The sequence below is a fragment of the Salinibacter ruber DSM 13855 genome (assembly GCF_000013045.1).
Taxonomy (GTDB): domain Bacteria; phylum Bacteroidota; class Rhodothermia; order Rhodothermales; family Salinibacteraceae; genus Salinibacter; species Salinibacter ruber.
This window is the reverse complement of the sequence record NC_007677.1, coordinates 2060118-2077475: the sequence shown is the minus strand read 5'-3', so window position 1 is coordinate 2077475 and position 17358 is coordinate 2060118. Positions and strand designations below refer to the sequence as shown.

The window sequence follows — 17358 nt, the reverse complement described above, 5'->3', positions numbered from 1 at the left end:
CCCGGGCAAACATAATAGCTGATCGCGGAAAATGGAATTTGACTTGAGCCCCCCTTGTTGATGGCCGACCTGACGTCGCATTCGGTTGAGGAGGCGCGCCGTGCGATGCAGCGCGGGTGGGGGCACGAGTCGTTCCGGCCCGGCCAGGAGGCGGTGCTGGAGCCGCTCCTGGAAGGCCGCAACGTACTGGGTGTGATGCCGACGGGGGGCGGGAAGTCGCTGTGCTACCAGCTCCCCGCCGTTCTCGGCGATGGCTTCGTACTGGTCGTCTCGCCGCTCATCGCGCTGATGCAGGACCAAGTGGAGGCGCTTCAGGCTCAGGGCATCGCCGCCACGTTCATCAACAGCACCCTCCCCGGCTACGAGGTGGAACAGCGCTGGACGAATGCGGAGCACGGGCAGTACGATCTTGTCTACATGGCCCCCGAGCGCTTCGCGACGGAGGTCTTTCAGGCCCGGGCGGAGCGCCTGGACGTGTCGCTCATGGCGGTTGACGAGGCCCACTGCGCGAGCGAATGGGGCCATCACTTCCGGCCCGACTATCTCCAGATCCCCGACGCCCGGGCGCAACTGGGAACGCCCCCCACCGTGGCCCTCACCGCCACGGCCACCCCGGCGGTGCGTGAAGACATCCTCGAACTGCTGGAGCTGCCGGACGCCGTCGAGGTGGTGCGGGGGTTCGACCGCCCCAACATCACGTGGTCCGTCTTCCGCACCGACAAGAAGTGGGAGCGCCTCCGTGCGGTCGTCGACGCGGTGCCGGGGACGGGCATCGTCTACGTGCCCACGCGCCGGGACGCGGCCCGGTGGCGGAAGCGGCTCGATGCGCACGGCGTGTCCGTGGCGGCGTACCACGGCGGCCTGGATTCCGAGGCCCGCGAGCACCGCCAGCAGGCCTGGGTCGACGACGACGTGCGGGTCATGGTGGCGACCAACGCCTTTGGGATGGGCATCGACAAGCCCGACGTGCGCTTCGTGGTGCACATGGCCCCCCCCTCGTCGCTGGAGAGCTACTACCAGGAGGCGGGCCGGGCCGGGCGTGACGGAAAGCAGGCCCACGCGGTGCTCCTGTACCAGCCCACCGACGCCGACACGCAGGCGGCCCTGATCGAATCCTCACACCCCACGGCCGAAGAGGTGCGGGCGGTCTACGACGCGGTCTGCAGCGTGGGACAGATACCGGTGGGGAGCGAGCCGGACGGGCCGCTCGCCGTCCGTCTCGACGCCGTCCTGAAAACGACGGGCTTTTCGCGGACGAAGGTGCGAACCGCCGTCGACCTGATCGACCGGCAGGGGGCGTGGACGCTTCTGCCGCGCCGCAAACACTTCGGCCTCCTGCGGTTTTCGGCGTCGGCCCGGGAGGTTCGCGAATACGCCGACACGGTCGGCAACCGGGCGCTGGCCGCGTTCGTGCGGACCCTATTGCGGGCCGTCCACGCCGACGCGTTTCGGGGGTGGTGGCCCCTTGACCTGCGGGCCGTCGGGCGCCGGGCGGACCTGTCCCGAGACCGCCTCCGGGCCGGGCTGCGCTACCTGGAAGAGCAGGGGGTGCTCCGTTGGAAACCGCCGGGGGCGGCCCTTCAGGTGGAGCTTGCCCACCCCCGCGCCTCGAAACTGCCCGTGGACGACCAGACCGTCCAGAGTGCCCGGCGGCGGGCCGAAACGCGGCTCCAATACATGCTCCGGTACACGCGATCCGTGGCGTGTCGGCGGTGGGCCCTGCTCACCTACTTCGGGGAGGAGGCCGACGAGCAGTGCGACGCGTGCGACGTGTGTCTCGGCCGGCATCAGCCCGCGGCCATTACCCCCGATGACGAGCCGGTCCTTCGCCGCATCCTGGAGCAGGTGGCCGCGTCGACCCCGCGCGACGAGTGGTTCGACGACCCGCCGGCACCGCCCCGGCGCATCGACGAGCTCGTGGACTGGCTCGTCGAGGAGGACTACCTGGCCGTGGAGGATCCCCTCGACGGATCGGTGCGCCTTACGGAGCGGGCAGAAAACTGGCTCTGAGGCGGGGCGCGGGGCTACGGAGCGTCGGAGGCCTTTCGAGAACGGTCCTCAAGAGAGTCCGGGATGCTCCGCGAATCAGGCCTGCGTCGGTCCGGGCGCCGTAGGGCCTGGAGGGTATCGATCACGGTCTGGTACATCGTCTCGAGGCGATCCGGACGACGGGTGTAGTGCCGCAGGGTGGCCTCGAATTCGGACGGCTCCACGTCGTACCGCGCGAGAATCGAGTCTCGAAGGCCCGGAGGCGTCGCCACGTCCCGGGATTGGCGGGAGGAGGCCATGTGTAGCTCCGTCAGCACGCGCGTGAACGTGGTGTCCGGAAGCGGCGTGTCGCCGGCCGAGAACCCCGAGCATCCCACCATCAATCCGAGACCGATGGCGGCCCCGACCATGCCCCACCGACGAGGGGAGACCGAGCGGAGAAGAGAGGAGACCGTGGGCATTACTTTGCGGCGGTCGGCGACGCATCCGGCGAGCGGCTCCCCTCCGCGGTGCGGAAGGTGCGGGCCATGACCTCCATCTGCCGGAGGAGGTCGATCTTGTCGTTGTCGGGGGCAAAGATCGACCCGTCCAGCATGTACACCCGATCCGTAGCCTGGTCGTAGAACGTGTAGTTTACGAACGGACCGCCGCCCCCGACGGGGCGAAGCTCATTGCCCCCACCGAGCGGGGCGACCATGTACCAGAGGCCCCGCGAGTCGTACGCGTACCGGTCCAGGAACGAGCGCTGTTCGGTCTTGAGGGGGCGCCGGTAGTCGATCTTTGCGAACCCCCGGACGTTGCCCCGTAGGTGGCGACGCGTGAGCGAGTCGCGGGTGTTGTAGATCCACTCGGGGGTGATCTGGTCGGGACTGACGTCCTCGACGTAGTAGACGAAGAATTCGCGTCGCGTCTGGGCGAGAAGACGCCGCAGCCAGACGAACCCTTCCGATCCGGTCGTGGTGTCGACGGCAATCTGAAAGTCCGACTGCATGTTCACGGCAAAGCCGTGGCGCTGCATGAGGGTGTCCTCGAGCGCCGACCGGCGATCGTCCTCGTACATGTTCCGGTCCATGCGTTGGAGCGTCGCCTCCGTGAACGTGTCCCGGATCTGCGTCCCCTGGCTCTGGAACGTCTCGGCGAGCGCGTCCGGGCTGGCCGCCGCGACGTAGTAGATGCGCTGGCTGCGGCGCCACAAGTTCGGCTTGGGGACCACGGCGGTCTGGCCGTCCAGGATGGCCTGCTCCGCCTCGTCCGAAAGACGCCGCCGCAGAAATGACGTTTCGTTCGTCGAGTCGCTGAGGGGCGCCGCGATGATGACGTTTTTCAGGTCCTGGACGCGCTCGTACGTGCGCTCGTCCGTCAACTCCAGGTGGCGCAGCTGAAAGGAGCGCTCCGACACCGGAAGGGTCTCGACCCAGGGCGTGACGTTTGCGCGCAGCGCCTCGCCGCTGGGGCCCGTCCAGTGGGAGCTGTCCATGACGACGGTGATCTCGCCGATGGGCCCCACGGCACGGGGGCGGTAGTCGCCCTCACATCCGGACAAGAGGAGCAGACCGGCGAGTAGCGTCCCGAGCAGGAGGACGTCGGGGACGACAAGAGTGCGGCGCATGGGAGGGAAGATGGAGAAGTGAAGTGGAACGCACCCCCTCACACGACCAAGCGCAACGATTGCTCCGGAGCAATTCCGTTCCCGACGCGCGTTTTGAGGCGACGACCGAGCGCGCCGCCCGGCCTCATGCCGGGTTGGGTTGAGGGGTAGGGACCGGCGTCCCCGATTTGAGGTGGCGGGCAAACCCCTCCACCGTATCGAGGCGGTCCGTCGTCGACCGCTCCGGGTCCTCCCAAAGGGCCTCAACGCGGTTGATGAGGGCGGAGCCGACAATGAAGCCGTCGGTGTGCCGGCTCAGCTCCATTGCGTCGTCGTGGGTCTTGATGCCGAAGCCGACGAGGAGGGGGTTTTGTGCCACAAAATCTCGGGCGTGCATCAGATACTCGTCTACGCTCGGCGTCTCGGCCAGGTCGCTGCCCGTGAGGCCGGTTACGCTCACGGCGTAGACGAAGCCCGTGGCCCGCTCGTCGACGACCCGAATCCGTTCGTCGGAGGTGTTGGGGGCGATCAGGAAGACCAGCTCCAGGCCGTGGGCGGCGGCCGCGTCGCAGAGCGCGTCGCTCTCCTGCGGGGGCAGGTCCGGCAGGATGAGGCCGTCGACGCCGGCCTCCGCCGCGTCCCGGCAGAAGGCATCGACCCCGTACTTGAACACCGGGTTGACGTAGCCCATCAACAGGAGGGGCGTGTCGCTGTCCTCCCGAAACGCCTCGACGGTCCGGAGGGTGTCGGGCAGTGTGACCCCGTGGGAGAGGGCCCGGGCGCTGGCCCGCTGGATGGGACGCCCTTCGGCCAGTGGATCGCTGAAGGGCATGCCCAGCTCGATGAAGTCAGCCCCCCCGCGATCGATCGCGTGGAGCAGGGGGACGGTCGCGTCGGGATTCGGGAACCCGTCCGTGAGGAAGAGCCCCATGGCCTTTTCGTCAGGGCCGAGGGCATCGAACGTCTCGTCGAGTCGGGACATGGAGGGCGGGGGAAGGCAGCAGGGGAGGCGAGAGGCACCGGACGGCTCGTCCTTACCGGTGTGCGGCGATGGTCTGCATGTCCTTGTCGCCCCGGCCGGAGCAGTTAAAGACGAGGACGGCGTCGTCCCCGCGCTCCTCGGCCAGGGTGCGCGCCAGCTCGGGCAGGAGGGCGACGGCGTGCGCCGTTTCGAGCGCCGGGATGATGCCTTCCGTTTGGGAGAGAAGCTCCACCCCGTCCAGGGCCTCGTCGTCGGTCACCGGGTGGTACGAGACGCGTCCCTCGTCGCGCAGGTGGGCGTGCTCGGGCCCCACGCCGGGGTAGTCGAGGCCGGCGGAGAGCGAGTGGGCGAGGCTCACCTGACCGGCGTCGTCCTGCAGGAGGTAGCTCATCGCCCCGTGCAGGACGCCCGGCGACCCCTCGGCAAGGGTGGCCGCGTGGTCGCCGTCGAGGCCGCCGCCCGCCGCCTCCGTCCCGTGCAGTTGCACCTCGGGGTCGTCGAGGAACGGATGGAAGATGCCGATGGCGTTGGAGCCGCCCCCCACGCAGGCCGCGATGGCGTCCGGCGTCTCCCGGCCGGTCTCCTCACGGAGCTGGCGACGCGTCTCGGTGCCGATCACCCGGTGAAAGTTGCGCACCATCATGGGATAGGGGTGCGGGCCCACGACGGAGCCGATGATGTAGAACGTGTCGTCCGGGTTGGACACCCAGTCCCGAATGGCCTCGTTGGTGGCCTCCTTCAGGGTTTGGCTGCCCGAGGTCGCCGCCCGAACCTCCGCGCCCAGCAGCTCCATGCGCTCCACGTTGAGGCGCTGGCGTTCCATGTCCTCCGCCCCCATGTAAATCACGCAGTCGACGCCGAACTTGGCGCAGACCGTGGCGGTGGCCACCCCGTGCTGCCCGGCCCCGGTTTCGGCAATGATGCGCTCCTTGCCCATGCGCGTCGCCAGCAGGATCTGGCCGAGCGTGTTGTTAATTTTGTGGGCCCCGGTGTGGCAAAGGTCTTCCCGCTTCGCGTAGATGCGGGCCCCGCCGATCCGTTCGGTCAGGCGGTCGCAGTAGGAGAGGGGGGTGGGCCGCCCGGCGTATTCACGGAGGAGGGCGCGGAGGTCGGCCTGGAAGTCCGGGTCGTCCTTATACGTGTCGTAGGCGGCCTTCAACTCCTCCAGTACAGGGGTAAGGGTCTCCGGCACGAACGCTCCCCCGTACGAGCCGAAGTGGCCATCGGTATCGGGGAGGGTGTCCGCACGAGACGTGGTAGCGGGAGAGGACATGGCGGGCAACTCTTGCAGAGTGAATAGCGGTCGGGAATACCGGTACTCTCTTACGCGACACTCGCGTTGCGGTCCGGGTCAGGGGTCATGCGTTTCGGCTTCTTCCAACTCGGCCGCCGCGGCCTGAAACGCATCCATGAACGCGTCGATCTTCTCGAAGCTCTTCTGTCCGGGGGCGGACTCCAGGCTGCTGGACAAATCGACGGCGAACGGGCGCATCGTTTCGAGCGCCCGGGCCACGTTGTCGGCGTTCAGCCCACCGGCCAGGAAGACCGGATAGTCCTCCGCCAGCTCGCGGGCGAGGCGCCAGTTGAACGACTCGCCGGTGCCGCCCCACACGCTCGAGTCGTGGGTGTCCAGCAGAAAATACTCGACCCCGTCTTCGTAGCGTTCGAAGAGGGTCCGGAGCTGGTTCGGGGCCGCGTCGTGCCGCACGTGAATCGCCTTGATCACGGGGCAGTCGACGCGCTCCACGACGTGGGCGGGCTCCTGCCCGTGGAGCTGGGCAAGCTCGAAGCCGGCGGTGTCCACGGCCTCGTTGATCGTGTCGGCGCCGTCGTTCACGAACACCCCAACCGGGGCCGGCCCGTGCACCCATTCGATAATGTCGCTGGCGAGGGCCGGAGGGGCGTAGCGGGCGCTCTCCTCGTGTTGGACGAAGCCGAGGTAGTCGGCCCCGGCGCCCGCCAGGTAGCGTGCGTCTTCGAGTTCTGTGATGCCGCAAACTTTGAGCTCAACTCCCATGGGGCATTGCTCTGTGACTAGGGAAAGCGGATGGAGGGATAGCCGTCGCGAGGCCGGCGCCCAGTGGCCGTTAGCCGGCCTGCTGAGCGGCGATCTTCTTGCCCTCGGCGCGCAGCCGAGAGAGCGCCTCGCCGGGATGCTCCGCACGCATCAGGTGCTCGCCGATCAGGACGCCGTTGACGCCGGCCTTGCGGAGGCGGACGAGCGTCTCGGGGTCGCTCAACCCGCTTTCGGCCACGCGCCCGACCCCCTTCGGGGTTTGGTCGAAGATGCGGAGCGAGTTGTCGAGGTCGACCTCGAAGGTGTGGAGGTCTCGGTTGTTCACCCCGAGGACGCTCACCTGCTCCCAATCGATCTTGTCGAGGTCCTCCTCCTCGTACACCTCCACGAGGCAAGAGAGCCCGAGCTCGGTGGCGGCGGCATGCAGCTCGGCGAGCTGACCCGGGTCGAGGGCCGTCGCGATGAGCAGGACCGCGTCGGCCCCCACCGCCCGCGCCTCCACCAGCTGGTACGGGTCGATGATAAAGTCTTTTCGCAGCAGCGGCGTCTCGGGCACGTGGGCACGGATCCAGGCCATGTGCTCCAGGGCCCCCTCAAAGTGGAGCGGCTCCGTAAGCACACTGATCGCGGCGGCGTCGTGCTCGGCGTACTGCTGAGCGATGGCGGCGGGATCGAACGGGTCCCGGATGACGCCCTTGGAGGGAGACGCCTTTTTGACCTCCGCGATGAACGAGAGGCCCCGCTCTTTCAGGGCCTCCGCGAGGGAGAGGGGCTCCCGCTCGTCGTAGAACGGACGCTCCTTGAGCTCCGAGGTCGGGGTTTCTTGTTTCCGCTGCTCCACGAGCTCGCGGGTGTCGTCGATAATGTCGTCCAGGATGCTCACGGTGAGTGGGGGCGGTGTTGGGAAGGACGCGGTGCGTGCCGTCGCGGGCCGTCCGGCGCCTTACTCGGACTTGGCCTCCTTCGACACGCTTGCGAGGGTGTTGAGGGCGTCGAGCGCGGCGCCCGAGTCGATGCTCTCCGCGGCGGCCTCCAGGCAGGCGTCGAGGTCGGCGTACTGGTCGCTGACGTGGAGCGCATAGGCGGCGTTCAACAGCGCGACGTCGCGGCGGGGGCCTTGGTCCTCCCCGGACAGGATGTTGCGGAGGATGGAGGCGTTTTGCTGAGCGGTACCGCCTTCGAGGGTGGATATGGAGGCCCGATCCAGGTCGTGGCGCTCCGGACCCACCTCGTGACTCCGTGGGACCGGGTTCTGGTCGGAGGCGTCGTACTCGAAGAGCGTGGTGGAGGCGGAAATGCTGACCTCGTCCAGCCCGTCGTCGGCGTGGAGTGTGATGACGTGGTCGGCGTCGAGCTCGGCGAGGATGCGCACCATCGTCTGGGCCGTGCTCGTGTCGAAGGCGCCCACGATCTGTCGGGTGACGCCGGCCGGGTTGCAGAGGGGGCCGAGGATGTTGAAGAAGGTCCGGACCCCGAGCGCCTTGCGCACCGGCATCACGTGCCGCATGGCGGGATGGAAGAAGGGGGCGAACAGGAACGCGATGCCGGCCTCGTGGAGGCAGTGCTCCACGCCCTCCTTTTCGAGGTCGATCTGTACGCCTAGGGCCTCCAGGACGTCGGCGGAGCCGGACTGGGACGAGACCGAGCGGTTGCCGTGCTTGGCCACGGTCGCCCCGGCGCCCGCCGCAATGAAGGAGGCGGTGGTGGAGATGTTGAAGGTGCTGGCCCCGTCGCCCCCGGTGCCGCAAAGGTCGATGGTCTGGGGGTCGTCGGTCTCCACCGAGACGGCAAACTCCCGCATGGTTTTCGTGAACCCGACCAGCTCGTCCAGCGTCTCGCCCCGGGTGCGCAGGCCCATCAACAGGGCGGCGATGTGCTCGTCCCGCGCAGAGCCGCTCATCATCGTGGCCATGGCCTCCTCGGCCTCCGGGCGGGAGAGCGGATCGCCGTCGGCGATGGTTTGAAGCAGGGTGTTCACAGGCAGAAGGGGATTTCGAGAAAGACGTGGAAGGACTGGGATGGATTAGGATGTGGGGGCGGGGGACCGCTCGTCCAGTGCGATCGAGAGCCAGTTGGCAATGATCGTCGGCCCGGCCCGCGTCATCACGCTTTCCGGGTGGAATTGGATGCCGTACAGCGGATGGGTGCGGTGGCGGAGGGCCATGATCGTGTCGTGCTCCTCCGTCGTGGCCGTCACCTCCAGGGCCTCGTGGGGGAAGGTGTCCGGGTCGATGACGAGGGAGTGGTACCGGGTTGCGTCAAACGACGGGTCGACATCTTCAAAGAGCGGGGTGCCCTCGTGGAGGACCGGGCTCGTCTTGCCGTGCATCAGCTCGTCGGCCTGGGTGACGGACCCGCCGTAGACCTCCCCGATGGCCTGGTGCCCGAGGCAGACGCCCAGGATGGGGGTCGTCGCGCCGAGCTCCCGGATGACCGGCTCCGTGATGCCGGCCTCCGACGGATGCCCCGGGCCCGGCGAAATCAGAATGCCGTCCGGGTCGCGGGCTGCCACGTCCGCGACCGTAAGGTCGTCGTTGCGGACCACTTCTAGGTCGTCCGTCTCGCGGCCCGCAAGGTGGACGAGGTTGTAGGTGAACGAGTCGTAGTTGTCTATGACCAGAATCATGGGTGGGGCGGAATGGGGGCGGGGAGTCAGACGGGTCTTCGGGGAGCGGGGACGGCCGGAGTCGTCGCGTCGTCACCCGGGCCGCGCACCGAGGGGGCACAACGGCCGGGCCGACACCGTCCGTTAGTGGGTGCGGACCAGGCCGACCCGGTCGCGCACCTTTTCCAGGAGGGGCTCGGCCTGGGCCCGGGCCTCCTTCGCGCCCTGCCGGAGCACGTCGCGCACGTAGTCCGGCCGCTGTTCGAGGTCCTTGCGCCGGGCCCGTGCTTCGGCGAAGTGTTCCTCGATCAGTTCTTGGAGCGCCTGCTTGGCGTGCCCGTAGCCGTACCCGCCGGCCCGGTACTTGTCCGCGATCTCCTGCTGGGTCTCCGCGTCGGCAAACAGGGTGATCAGGGCGAAGACGTTGCAGGACGCCGGGTCCTTTGGGGCGTCGAGGGGGGTGGAGTCGGTCACGATGTTCATCACCTTCTCCTCCAGCGCATCGCCCTCGTCGAAAATGCCGATGGTGTTGTCGTAGCTCTTCGACATCTTGCGCCCATCGGTGCCGGGGACCACGGCCACGTCGTCGAGAATCTGGGGCTCAGGGACGGGGAGGAGCGGCTCGTCCTCCGGGCAGAACCGGTTGTTAAAGCGACGGGCCAGGTCGCGGGCGATCTCCAGGTTCTGTTTCTGGTCCGCCCCGACGGGCACCAGCGAGCCGCCGTACGCGAGGATGTCGGCGGCCTGGAGCACCGGGTAGTTGAAGAGGCCCGCGTTCGGCGTAAGGCCGGCCTCCACCTTGTCCTTGTAGGCCACCCCCTTCTCGAGGGCGCTCGTGGGGAGGAGGTTGAAGAAAATCCACATGAGCTCGGTTACCTCCGGCACGTCGCTCTGCACGAAGAGGGCCGCCTCGTCGGGGTCGAAGCCGAGGGCAAGGTAGTCCAGCGCCACGTTGAAGGTGTGCTCGCGGAGCCGCTCCGCGTCCTGCACCGTCGTCATCGCGTGGTAGTTCACGATGAAGTAGTAGGCGTCGTGCTGCTGGTGCAGATCGATGTGTTGACGAAGGGCCCCAAAGTAGTTGCCCAGGTGCAGGCGGCCGGACGGCTGGATGCCGGAGACCACGACCGGGTCGGCGGGGTGTTCGGTGTCCGGGGGCGAGGCAGAGTCGGTGGCTTCCATCGGGGCAGGGGGGCGTGAGGGCGTGGAGGGACAATGCGTCGGGGGCGTGCTACGCCGCGTCGCCGATGCGTCGTTGGAGGGCGTCGAGGGCGTCGAGGCGGTCCTGGCTGTTGCTCCGGATTGCCTGGAGCACGCCGCGGGTTCGCATCTGGTGCTCGAGGTCGAGCTCCTCCCCGAGGGCGTCGTTGAACGCCGTCTCGAGATCGCGGAGCTCCTCGAAGAGATTGCTCAGCGACCCCTTCAGCGTAAAGTCCTCGGGGGACAGGTCCGTGCCGTTGTACGGCGTGCCGCCGCAGCTCAGAACGGTCTCGGACAGCTTGCCCACGTCGGTACGGGCGGTCTTCTGAAGGCGCTCCAGCACGTCCACGACGCGCTCGTCGTCGCAGTGGCGGATGGCGGCGCCGTAGTGGTGGTTCAGCTCAATGTGCTGCCGGATGAGCGGGTCGATGCGGTCGACCGTCTCGGACCGGCTGAGCGTCTGGCCGGCCCAGCCGCGGTTGAGAAGGGCCTCTTTGATGGGGTTCGGCATAACCGGGAAGAAGGATTGGAAGACAGAGCTTGGTTGGTACCGTCGTCCGGGGGGGAAGTTTGCGGGCGGGGCGGTGCGAGGGGCGACCGGTGGGGCGTGGCCACGCGGTTACAGCAGCCCCTCCGAGGCTACCCGAAGGGCCTGCCGGAGGGCGGCGGCCTTGTCCCGGGTTTCCTCGTACTCGCGGGCAGGGTCGCTGTCCGCGACGATGCCCGCACCGGCCTGCACGTACGCCGTCTCGTCGGCCACGACCATGGTGCGGATGGTGATGCAGGTATCGAGGGTTCCGGAGAAGTCGACGTAGCCGACGGCCCCGGCGTAGACCCCGCGCCGGGAGGGCTCCAGGTCGTCGATGATCTCCATCGCCCGCACCTTGGGCGCGCCACTGACCGTCCCGGCCGGGAAGCAGGCCGCCAGGGCATCCATGGAGCTCTGGTCGGGGGCGAGCGCGCCCTTGACCGACGACACGATGTGCATGACGTGGGAGTACCGTTCGACGTAGGCGTACCGGTCCACCTCCACGGTGGCGTACTGGCAGACGCGGCCCAGGTCGTTGCGGCCCAGGTCGACGAGCATCAAGTGCTCGGCGCGCTCCTTGGTGTCGTCGAGCAGCTCCTCGGCGAGGGCCTCGTCTTCCTCCTCGTCCTCACCCCGCGGCCGCGTGCCTGCGATCGGCAGCACCTCGGCCGTGCCGTCCTCGGCCCGCACCAGCACCTCCGGCGACGAGCCCACGAGCGCGAGGTCGTCGAGGTCGAGGTAAAAGAGGTAGGGCGAGGGGTTGACCTGGCGCAGGGCGCGGTACAGGTTGAAGCGGTCCCCCTCGAAGGCGGTCGCGAAGCGCTGCGACAGGACGACTTGAAAGATGTCGCCCTTCTGGATGTGATCCTTGGCCGTCCGGACGGCGTCCTCGAAGGCAGGCTGCTCGATGTTGGACGTGAGCTCCGCCTGCGTCCACTCGACGGGGGCTGGGGGATCGGAGGAGCGCTTGAGGTCCGCCTCCAGGTCGGCGAGGCGGGCCTGGGCGTGTTCGAACGCGGCGCGCAGGTCGGTCTCCTCGTCGACGAACACGTTTGCCATCAGCACGAGCTGGTGGCGGACGTGGTCGAAGGCGGCGACGGTGTCGTAGAAGCACCACACCGCGTCGGGGAGGCCGAGGTCGTCCGGGGGGGCGTCCGGGAGGTCCTCCACGAGACGCACGGCGTCGTATCCGAGGTAGCCCACGGCCCCGCCCCTCAGCCGGGGCAGGTCCGGCAGTTCGACCTCCTCGTATCGGTCCAGGTACGCATCCAGCACGTCGAAGATGGAGCCGGTGGGGGTGGGCAGGCCGGCCTCCGGCGAGGGCGTGCGGCGCTCGTCCACCTCGACCGTGGCCCCAAACGCCTGGCCCGTTAGAATGCGGTACGGGTCGCGCCCCAGAAAGGAGTAGCGGGCCAACTTTTCCCCCCCTTCCACGCTCTCGAAGAGAAAGCTGAATGGAGAGTCCTCCCGGAGGGCGAGGTACGCCGAGACCGGGGTGAGGAGATCGGCACTCCGACGGGCGTGTACGGGCACCACGAGACGGGACAGGCCGTTGGCCCGGGCAGTCTCGACACGTGTGCGAAAGTCGTCGTAGGTCATGTGTGGAGAAGACAAGGGGCAAAACAAAAACCCGCTACCAATTGGCAGCGGGTCCAGAGCCATTCAGTACGAGGGGCAGTGCACAGCAATCAGGCACGCATAGGGCTCTCGACCCGTAGAGAAGGCCGCCAGAGCCACCAGCCGAAGGATGTGATGCCGCTTTTGTCAATCATACAACTGTAGGGTACCACCCAGAATCATCATTCGCAACGGGAACGGTTTGAAATTCAATTGGAGGATCTGCGGAGGAAGGCGGAGGCCCTGCCCGGCCAGGATCCGTTGCGCGGGGAGGGAGGAACCTGCAGTTGGCTCAGGTTTTGGTTCTACGGAGCCTCAATCCCGACCCCAATCCAAGCGGCCATGCCTCTGGTGCAGACTCTTCGCGAACGGCTGCGGGGATACCGTCCGCGCCTGGAGGCTGTGGTGTTTGGGCTTTCCCTGTTGGGGGTTCTCGACGTCGTGCACCTCTTGATCCAGCAGGCCAGGACCTTCGAGAATGGATGCCTCGGGGGCTCCGCGCTCGGGGGCGGTTCGTCCATCTTCGACTGCGCGGCGGTGACCGCCGGGGCGGGAAGCAAACTCCTGGGGGTGCCCAACACAACTTGGGGGCTCGGGTTTTATGGAATGGTCGGCGTGCTCACCGTCGCCGTCTTCTGGGTGGTGCCGAAGGTGCGAGCGTGGATCCACGGGGCCCGAATCGGTCTGCTCACGGGCGGGATTGCGTACTCGGCGTACCTCACGTATCTCCAGATCGGTCCCCTGGGGACCCTGTGCCTTCTGTGTTTGGGATCGGCCCTGATCACGACCCTCCTGTTTGCAGGACAGGTTGCCCTGCTTGCTTCCTCACCAACATCCCCTCCTGATTCCATGTCGTCTCGACTCGTAAAACGGCAGGTCGCCCTCTTCGTCTACTGCGCCGCCGCCGCGGCCGTCCTCGTCGGGATGGATCTTGTCTACTTCGACGAGACGAGTGCAGCGGCCCCGCAGCCCCGCTCCGCGTCTGAGTCGGCCGCCCCGGCCCAGTGCGAGCTCGACGACTCGAAGACGCCGTTGCAGGACCAGGGGGCCTCACTCGTCGGCTTTCAGGACATCACTGCGGGCAGCAACGAAGCCGGGGTGACGGTCATCGAGTACTTTGATCCAAACTGTCCCCACTGCAAAGACTTTCACCAGGTCATGAAGCAGGTGGTGGAGGCCCACCGCGACGAGGTGCGGTTTGTCTACAAGCCGTTCCCGCTCCGTCGCTCGTCGCTGCCGGAGATCCAGGCCCTGTACGTGGCGGCCCAGTCCGACAAGTTTAACGAGATGCTGGAGGCGCAGTACGCGCGTCAGGGACCAGGCGGCATTGGGATGCAGGACCTCCGGGCCATCGCGGAAGAGATTGACCTCGACCCCAGCGTGCTGAGCGAACGGGTGGAGCAGAACGAATATCGGGATCAGGTCCTTCAGCAGCGAAAGCGGGCCGTGAAGGTTGGGGTTGACAGCACCCCGACGGTGCTGATCAATGGGCACTTCGTAGAGTCTCGCACCCAGAAGTGCCTGAACACCTTCATCGAACAGGCCAAATCCGGAACCCTCGGCGGCACGGCGTCCGGATGAGGGGCCTCACTCGGATGGGGGCGGCCGCGACCGCGACGCCCACACGGACCGCCTCGGGCGTGAGCATTCCCGATGCTCTCGTCGACGCACTCCGGCCCCCACTGTACAGGCCCACTGGTTTGCCGACGACAGCACGTTTCCCAACACGACAGCAGGTTTCCCAACAACGAACCCCTTCCGGCGCCGGTCGTGCGGAAGGGAGTTCGGGACGACGTTGAGCGGGGCCTGGCGCAACAGAATCTACGCGGCGGATGGCCCGCTACTCGACCGTTGGGGCGCCGAGTCATGGGGACATTTCTCCGCGGTCTGCCCGCCCCCACGGCCGGCCCGCGTCCGGTGGACGTAGAGGAACACTGGCCCCTCCCGTAGACGCCACCTCTCCGTGTCGCTCTTCGTCACCAAACTTCTAAGCCTCTTCGTTCACCCCCTGTCCCTCGGCATGCTGCTCGTGGGCACAGGGATCGTGGTGGGGAACTGGTGGAGGCGAAGCGGGATGGCGTTGTTGGTCGGGGGCGTGCTGGTCTTGTGGGTGGCTTCGGCACCGCTCGTGTCGGATTGGTTGCGAGGGCGTCTGGAAGGGCAGCACCCACCGACGCGTGTCGATTCCCTGCCGTCGGCGGAGGCGGCCGTGGTGCTTGGCGGCGGCGTGAGTCCGCCTCGCCCCCCTCGCATCCACCCGGACCTGAATGACGCTGCCGACCGGGTGTGGCACGCGGCGCGCCTCTACCACGCCGGCAAGGTGCCCCTCGTCATCGCCAGTGGGGGCACCCAGCCCTGGAAGCGCCCGGACGCCCGGGAGGCGCCCGCCACGAACGTGCTCCTACAGGATTGGGGGGTTCCGGGTGACGCCATCCTCCTCGAGTCGAAAAGCGCAAACACGTACGAAAACGCCACGCGAACGGCAGAGCTACTGGATCGGCGGGGGCTCAACTGTGTGCTCCTGGTGACCTCCGCCCTGCACATGCCCCGGGCCCTCGCGGTCTTTCGGAGTGCGGGCATAAAGGCCGTGCCGGCGCCGACGGACGTTCAGGTGGGCGACCGAAATTACACCGTGCTCGACGTGCTCCCCGACGCCGGGGCCCTCGCCGGATCCACCGCCGCCATCCGTGAATATGTAGGGTATCTCGTATACGACTGGCGCGGCTGGATCGACGGGCCCGCCGGATCCCCGAACGCGAGAGATGCGACGGCCCGCTGTTCACCCTCTGCCTCGGCCCCCGTCCGTTGATGGCGTGCGGGCGGCCTCCTCGACGATGCCTCCTTCCGACTGGGCACCGCACCATGCCGTCTGACACGCTGACGTTGTTCTACCGCTTTGGGGTGGCCCTCGTCCTTGGGCTCTTCATGGGGCTGCAGCGCGAGTACGCGTACCGCGACCGGGCGGACGGGGAGGGGGAACTGATTGCCGGCGCGCGAACCTTTCCCATCATTGCGCTCCTGGGGGCGGCGTCGGCCCTGAGCGCCACCGAACTCGAGAGTGCGTGGCCGTTCGCAGTAACCGTTATTGCAGTGGGAGTGTTGCTTGCCGTCGGGCATTTCCTGCAGGCCCGAGCGCGGGACACCGGCCTCACCACCGAGATGGCGGCGCTGGTGGTCTTCTTCACCGGGGGGCTCTGCTACTGGGGGGACCTCCGCCTGGCGGCGGCCCTCGGGGTTGGGACGGCGGTGCTCCTGTCGCTGAAGGTGCAAACCCACGCCCTCGCCCGCACGCTCAATCAGGAGGACGTGATCGCGACCCTCAAGTTTGCCGTCATCACGGTTATTGTGCTGCCCCTGCTGCCGCAGCAGGGCTACGGCCCGTCGCCGTTCGACGTGCTGGTCCCGTACAACGTCTGGCTCATGGTCGTGCTGATTTCTGGGATCAGCTTCCTGGGGTACGTGCTCATCAAGGTTGTGGGCCCGCGTCGCGGCGTGGGACTGACCGGGATTCTCGGGGGCCTCGCGTCGAGCACGGCCGTCACGCTGAGCGTCGCGGAGCGGAGCCGAGACTCGGCGGGGCTGGACCGGCCCTTCGCGCTGGCCGTGCTCCTGGCCTGGGCCATCATGTTTGTGCGGGTCATCGTGGAGGTGGCGGTCATCAACCCGCCCCTGCTCCTGACCGTCTGGGCGCCCATTCTGGGGGTTTTCGTCGTGATCCTCGCCTACTGCGGGTACCTGTACGGCGTGCAGCCGGTCGAGAAGCACGACGAACCCCAGACCGTTAAAAATCCGTTTCGCCTCGGTCCGGCAGTCACATTTGGGGTGCTGTACGCTGTCATTCTCGTTGTGTCGAACGGGGCCCAAACCTACTTTGGCGACGCCGGCGTGTACCTGTCGAGTGTCGTGGCGGGGCTGGCGGACGTGGACGCCATCACCCTCTCGATGGCTCGTCTCCACGAAAGTGGGGACGTAGGGGCGGTGCCTGCCACCCGGGCCATCGTGATTGCGGCGGCCGCCAATACGGTGCTCAAGGGCGGCATCGTGGCGCTCACCGGCACGTCGGGCTTGCGGCGGGCGGTGGTGCCGGGCCTCCTCCTCATCGTCGGGGCGTCCGGCGTGGCCCTGCTCTTCATTTGAAGCTGAGAGGAGGCAACGGGACGGTCGGGGCCCGTGCGCAGTGCAACGGCGGTACAACCGGAAGTCATTGGCCATGCAGGTCTCTCATCGCTACATCATCGGGGTGTTGGTTCTGGGGCTCCTGCCCGTGTCGGCGGGGTGGGCGCAGAAGGGGGGCGTGGCCGGCGACACGAGCGCGGCCTGGCACGCAGACGCCTGGACGCCAATCATCGAGAAGAAGGGGCTTCGGATTTCCTACATCTACTATCCGGACGCCAACGACGAGCACGACGGGATCGTGCTGCGTCTCATCAACGAGAACGAGGTGCCCGTGCGGTACGAATTTACGCTCGTCTTTCGGGCGCCCGCGGCGGACACCACGACTGCGGTCCGGGGCCGCCTGAATCCCGGCGCGATGAAGACCGGGGACGCCGCCGGCCTCTTCTGGGTGCCGTTCCGGGAGGACGATCGGAGCCTGGGGGAGATCGGGCTCCGGGGCCTGTCCGTGGCTCAGCTCCGGCCGTCCCCCCCGGACTGATTATCTATACCTGCGAGGCCGGCAGGGTGAATGCTTCTTGGAGACTGTCTCGGGGCCGAAGGCGCCCAAAACCGTCTGATGTCCGCCTCGTAACGGTATGGTGGATGCTTTCCTGTCCGCGATTTACACGTTGTCGTTCTGAAAACCCACCGTTCCCCTGCCGTGAGCACCACCGATGCC

The 17358-nt window shown here is 67.6% G+C and carries 16 protein-coding genes; 5 read left to right on the top strand and 11 right to left on the bottom strand.

Features of this window, described 5'->3' with window-relative positions:
* Positions 1-60 precede the first annotated feature (60 nt).
* Complete coding sequence (locus tag SRU_RS08835; protein WP_011404418.1) at positions 61-2010, top strand: RecQ family ATP-dependent DNA helicase; 1950 nt, start codon at positions 61-63, stop codon at positions 2008-2010.
* Positions 2011-2024: 14 nt separating this feature from the next.
* Here SRU_RS08835 and SRU_RS08830 read toward each other — a convergent pair whose 3' ends face one another.
* The 11 genes from SRU_RS08830 to trpE form a co-directional block, all read right to left on the bottom strand.
* Complete coding sequence (locus tag SRU_RS08830) at positions 2025-2450, bottom strand: DUF4296 domain-containing protein (RefSeq protein ID WP_011404417.1); 426 nt, start codon at positions 2448-2450, stop codon at positions 2025-2027.
* On the bottom strand, positions 2450-3598 hold the full coding sequence (locus SRU_RS08825; protein ID WP_011404416.1) for a DUF4837 family protein: 1149 nt from the start codon (positions 3596-3598) through the stop codon (positions 2450-2452). The genes SRU_RS08830 and SRU_RS08825 overlap by 1 nt, the downstream gene beginning before the upstream one ends.
* 124 nt (positions 3599-3722) lie before the next feature.
* A complete protein-coding gene (gene trpA / locus SRU_RS08820; RefSeq protein WP_011404415.1) occupies positions 3723-4559 on the bottom strand; it encodes a tryptophan synthase subunit alpha in 837 nt (278 codons plus the stop codon).
* A 52-nt stretch (positions 4560-4611) separates the two neighbouring features.
* Positions 4612-5832: a tryptophan synthase subunit beta gene (gene trpB / locus SRU_RS08815; RefSeq protein ID WP_011404414.1), complete on the bottom strand. Its 1221-nt coding sequence runs from the start codon at positions 5830-5832 to the stop codon at positions 4612-4614.
* A gap of 78 nt (positions 5833-5910) precedes the next feature.
* On the bottom strand, positions 5911-6576 hold the full coding sequence (locus tag SRU_RS08810; RefSeq protein ID WP_011404413.1) for a phosphoribosylanthranilate isomerase: 666 nt from the start codon (positions 6574-6576) through the stop codon (positions 5911-5913).
* Between the two features lie 70 nt (positions 6577-6646).
* The gene (gene trpC, locus SRU_RS08805) at positions 6647-7459 is read right to left on the bottom strand and encodes an indole-3-glycerol phosphate synthase TrpC (protein ID WP_011404412.1); all 813 of its coding nucleotides are present in this window, start codon (positions 7457-7459) and stop codon (positions 6647-6649) included.
* Positions 7460-7519: 60 nt separating this feature from the next.
* The gene (trpD, locus tag SRU_RS08800) at positions 7520-8554 is read right to left on the bottom strand and encodes an anthranilate phosphoribosyltransferase (protein WP_011404411.1); all 1035 of its coding nucleotides are present in this window, start codon (positions 8552-8554) and stop codon (positions 7520-7522) included.
* A 45-nt stretch (positions 8555-8599) separates the two neighbouring features.
* Positions 8600-9202, bottom strand: coding sequence for an anthranilate synthase component II (locus SRU_RS08795; RefSeq protein ID WP_011404410.1), 603 nt, complete (start codon positions 9200-9202; stop codon positions 8600-8602).
* A 123-nt stretch (positions 9203-9325) separates the two neighbouring features.
* Positions 9326-10360, bottom strand: a complete 1035-nt coding sequence (gene trpS / locus SRU_RS08790; RefSeq protein WP_011404409.1) for a tryptophan--tRNA ligase — start codon at positions 10358-10360, stop codon at positions 9326-9328.
* Positions 10361-10409: 49 nt separating this feature from the next.
* On the bottom strand, positions 10410-10889 hold the full coding sequence (locus SRU_RS08785; RefSeq protein ID WP_011404408.1) for a hypothetical protein: 480 nt from the start codon (positions 10887-10889) through the stop codon (positions 10410-10412).
* A gap of 108 nt (positions 10890-10997) precedes the next feature.
* Complete coding sequence (gene trpE / locus SRU_RS08780) at positions 10998-12506, bottom strand: anthranilate synthase component I (RefSeq protein ID WP_043552379.1); 1509 nt, start codon at positions 12504-12506, stop codon at positions 10998-11000.
* Positions 12507-12866: 360 nt separating this feature from the next.
* Between trpE and SRU_RS08775 the strand changes: the two genes are divergently transcribed.
* From SRU_RS08775 to SRU_RS08760, 4 genes are all read left to right on the top strand, one after another.
* Positions 12867-14105: a thioredoxin domain-containing protein gene (locus SRU_RS08775; protein ID WP_011404406.1), complete on the top strand. Its 1239-nt coding sequence runs from the start codon at positions 12867-12869 to the stop codon at positions 14103-14105.
* Between the two features lie 382 nt (positions 14106-14487).
* A complete protein-coding gene (locus tag SRU_RS08770; RefSeq protein ID WP_011404405.1) occupies positions 14488-15333 on the top strand; it encodes a YdcF family protein in 846 nt (281 codons plus the stop codon).
* Between the two features lie 53 nt (positions 15334-15386).
* Positions 15387-16661, top strand: a complete 1275-nt coding sequence (locus SRU_RS08765) for an MgtC/SapB family protein (protein WP_011404404.1) — start codon at positions 15387-15389, stop codon at positions 16659-16661.
* Between the two features lie 73 nt (positions 16662-16734).
* Positions 16735-17178, top strand: coding sequence for a hypothetical protein (locus SRU_RS08760; RefSeq protein ID WP_112904123.1), 444 nt, complete (start codon positions 16735-16737; stop codon positions 17176-17178).
* Positions 17179-17358 lie beyond the last annotated feature (180 nt).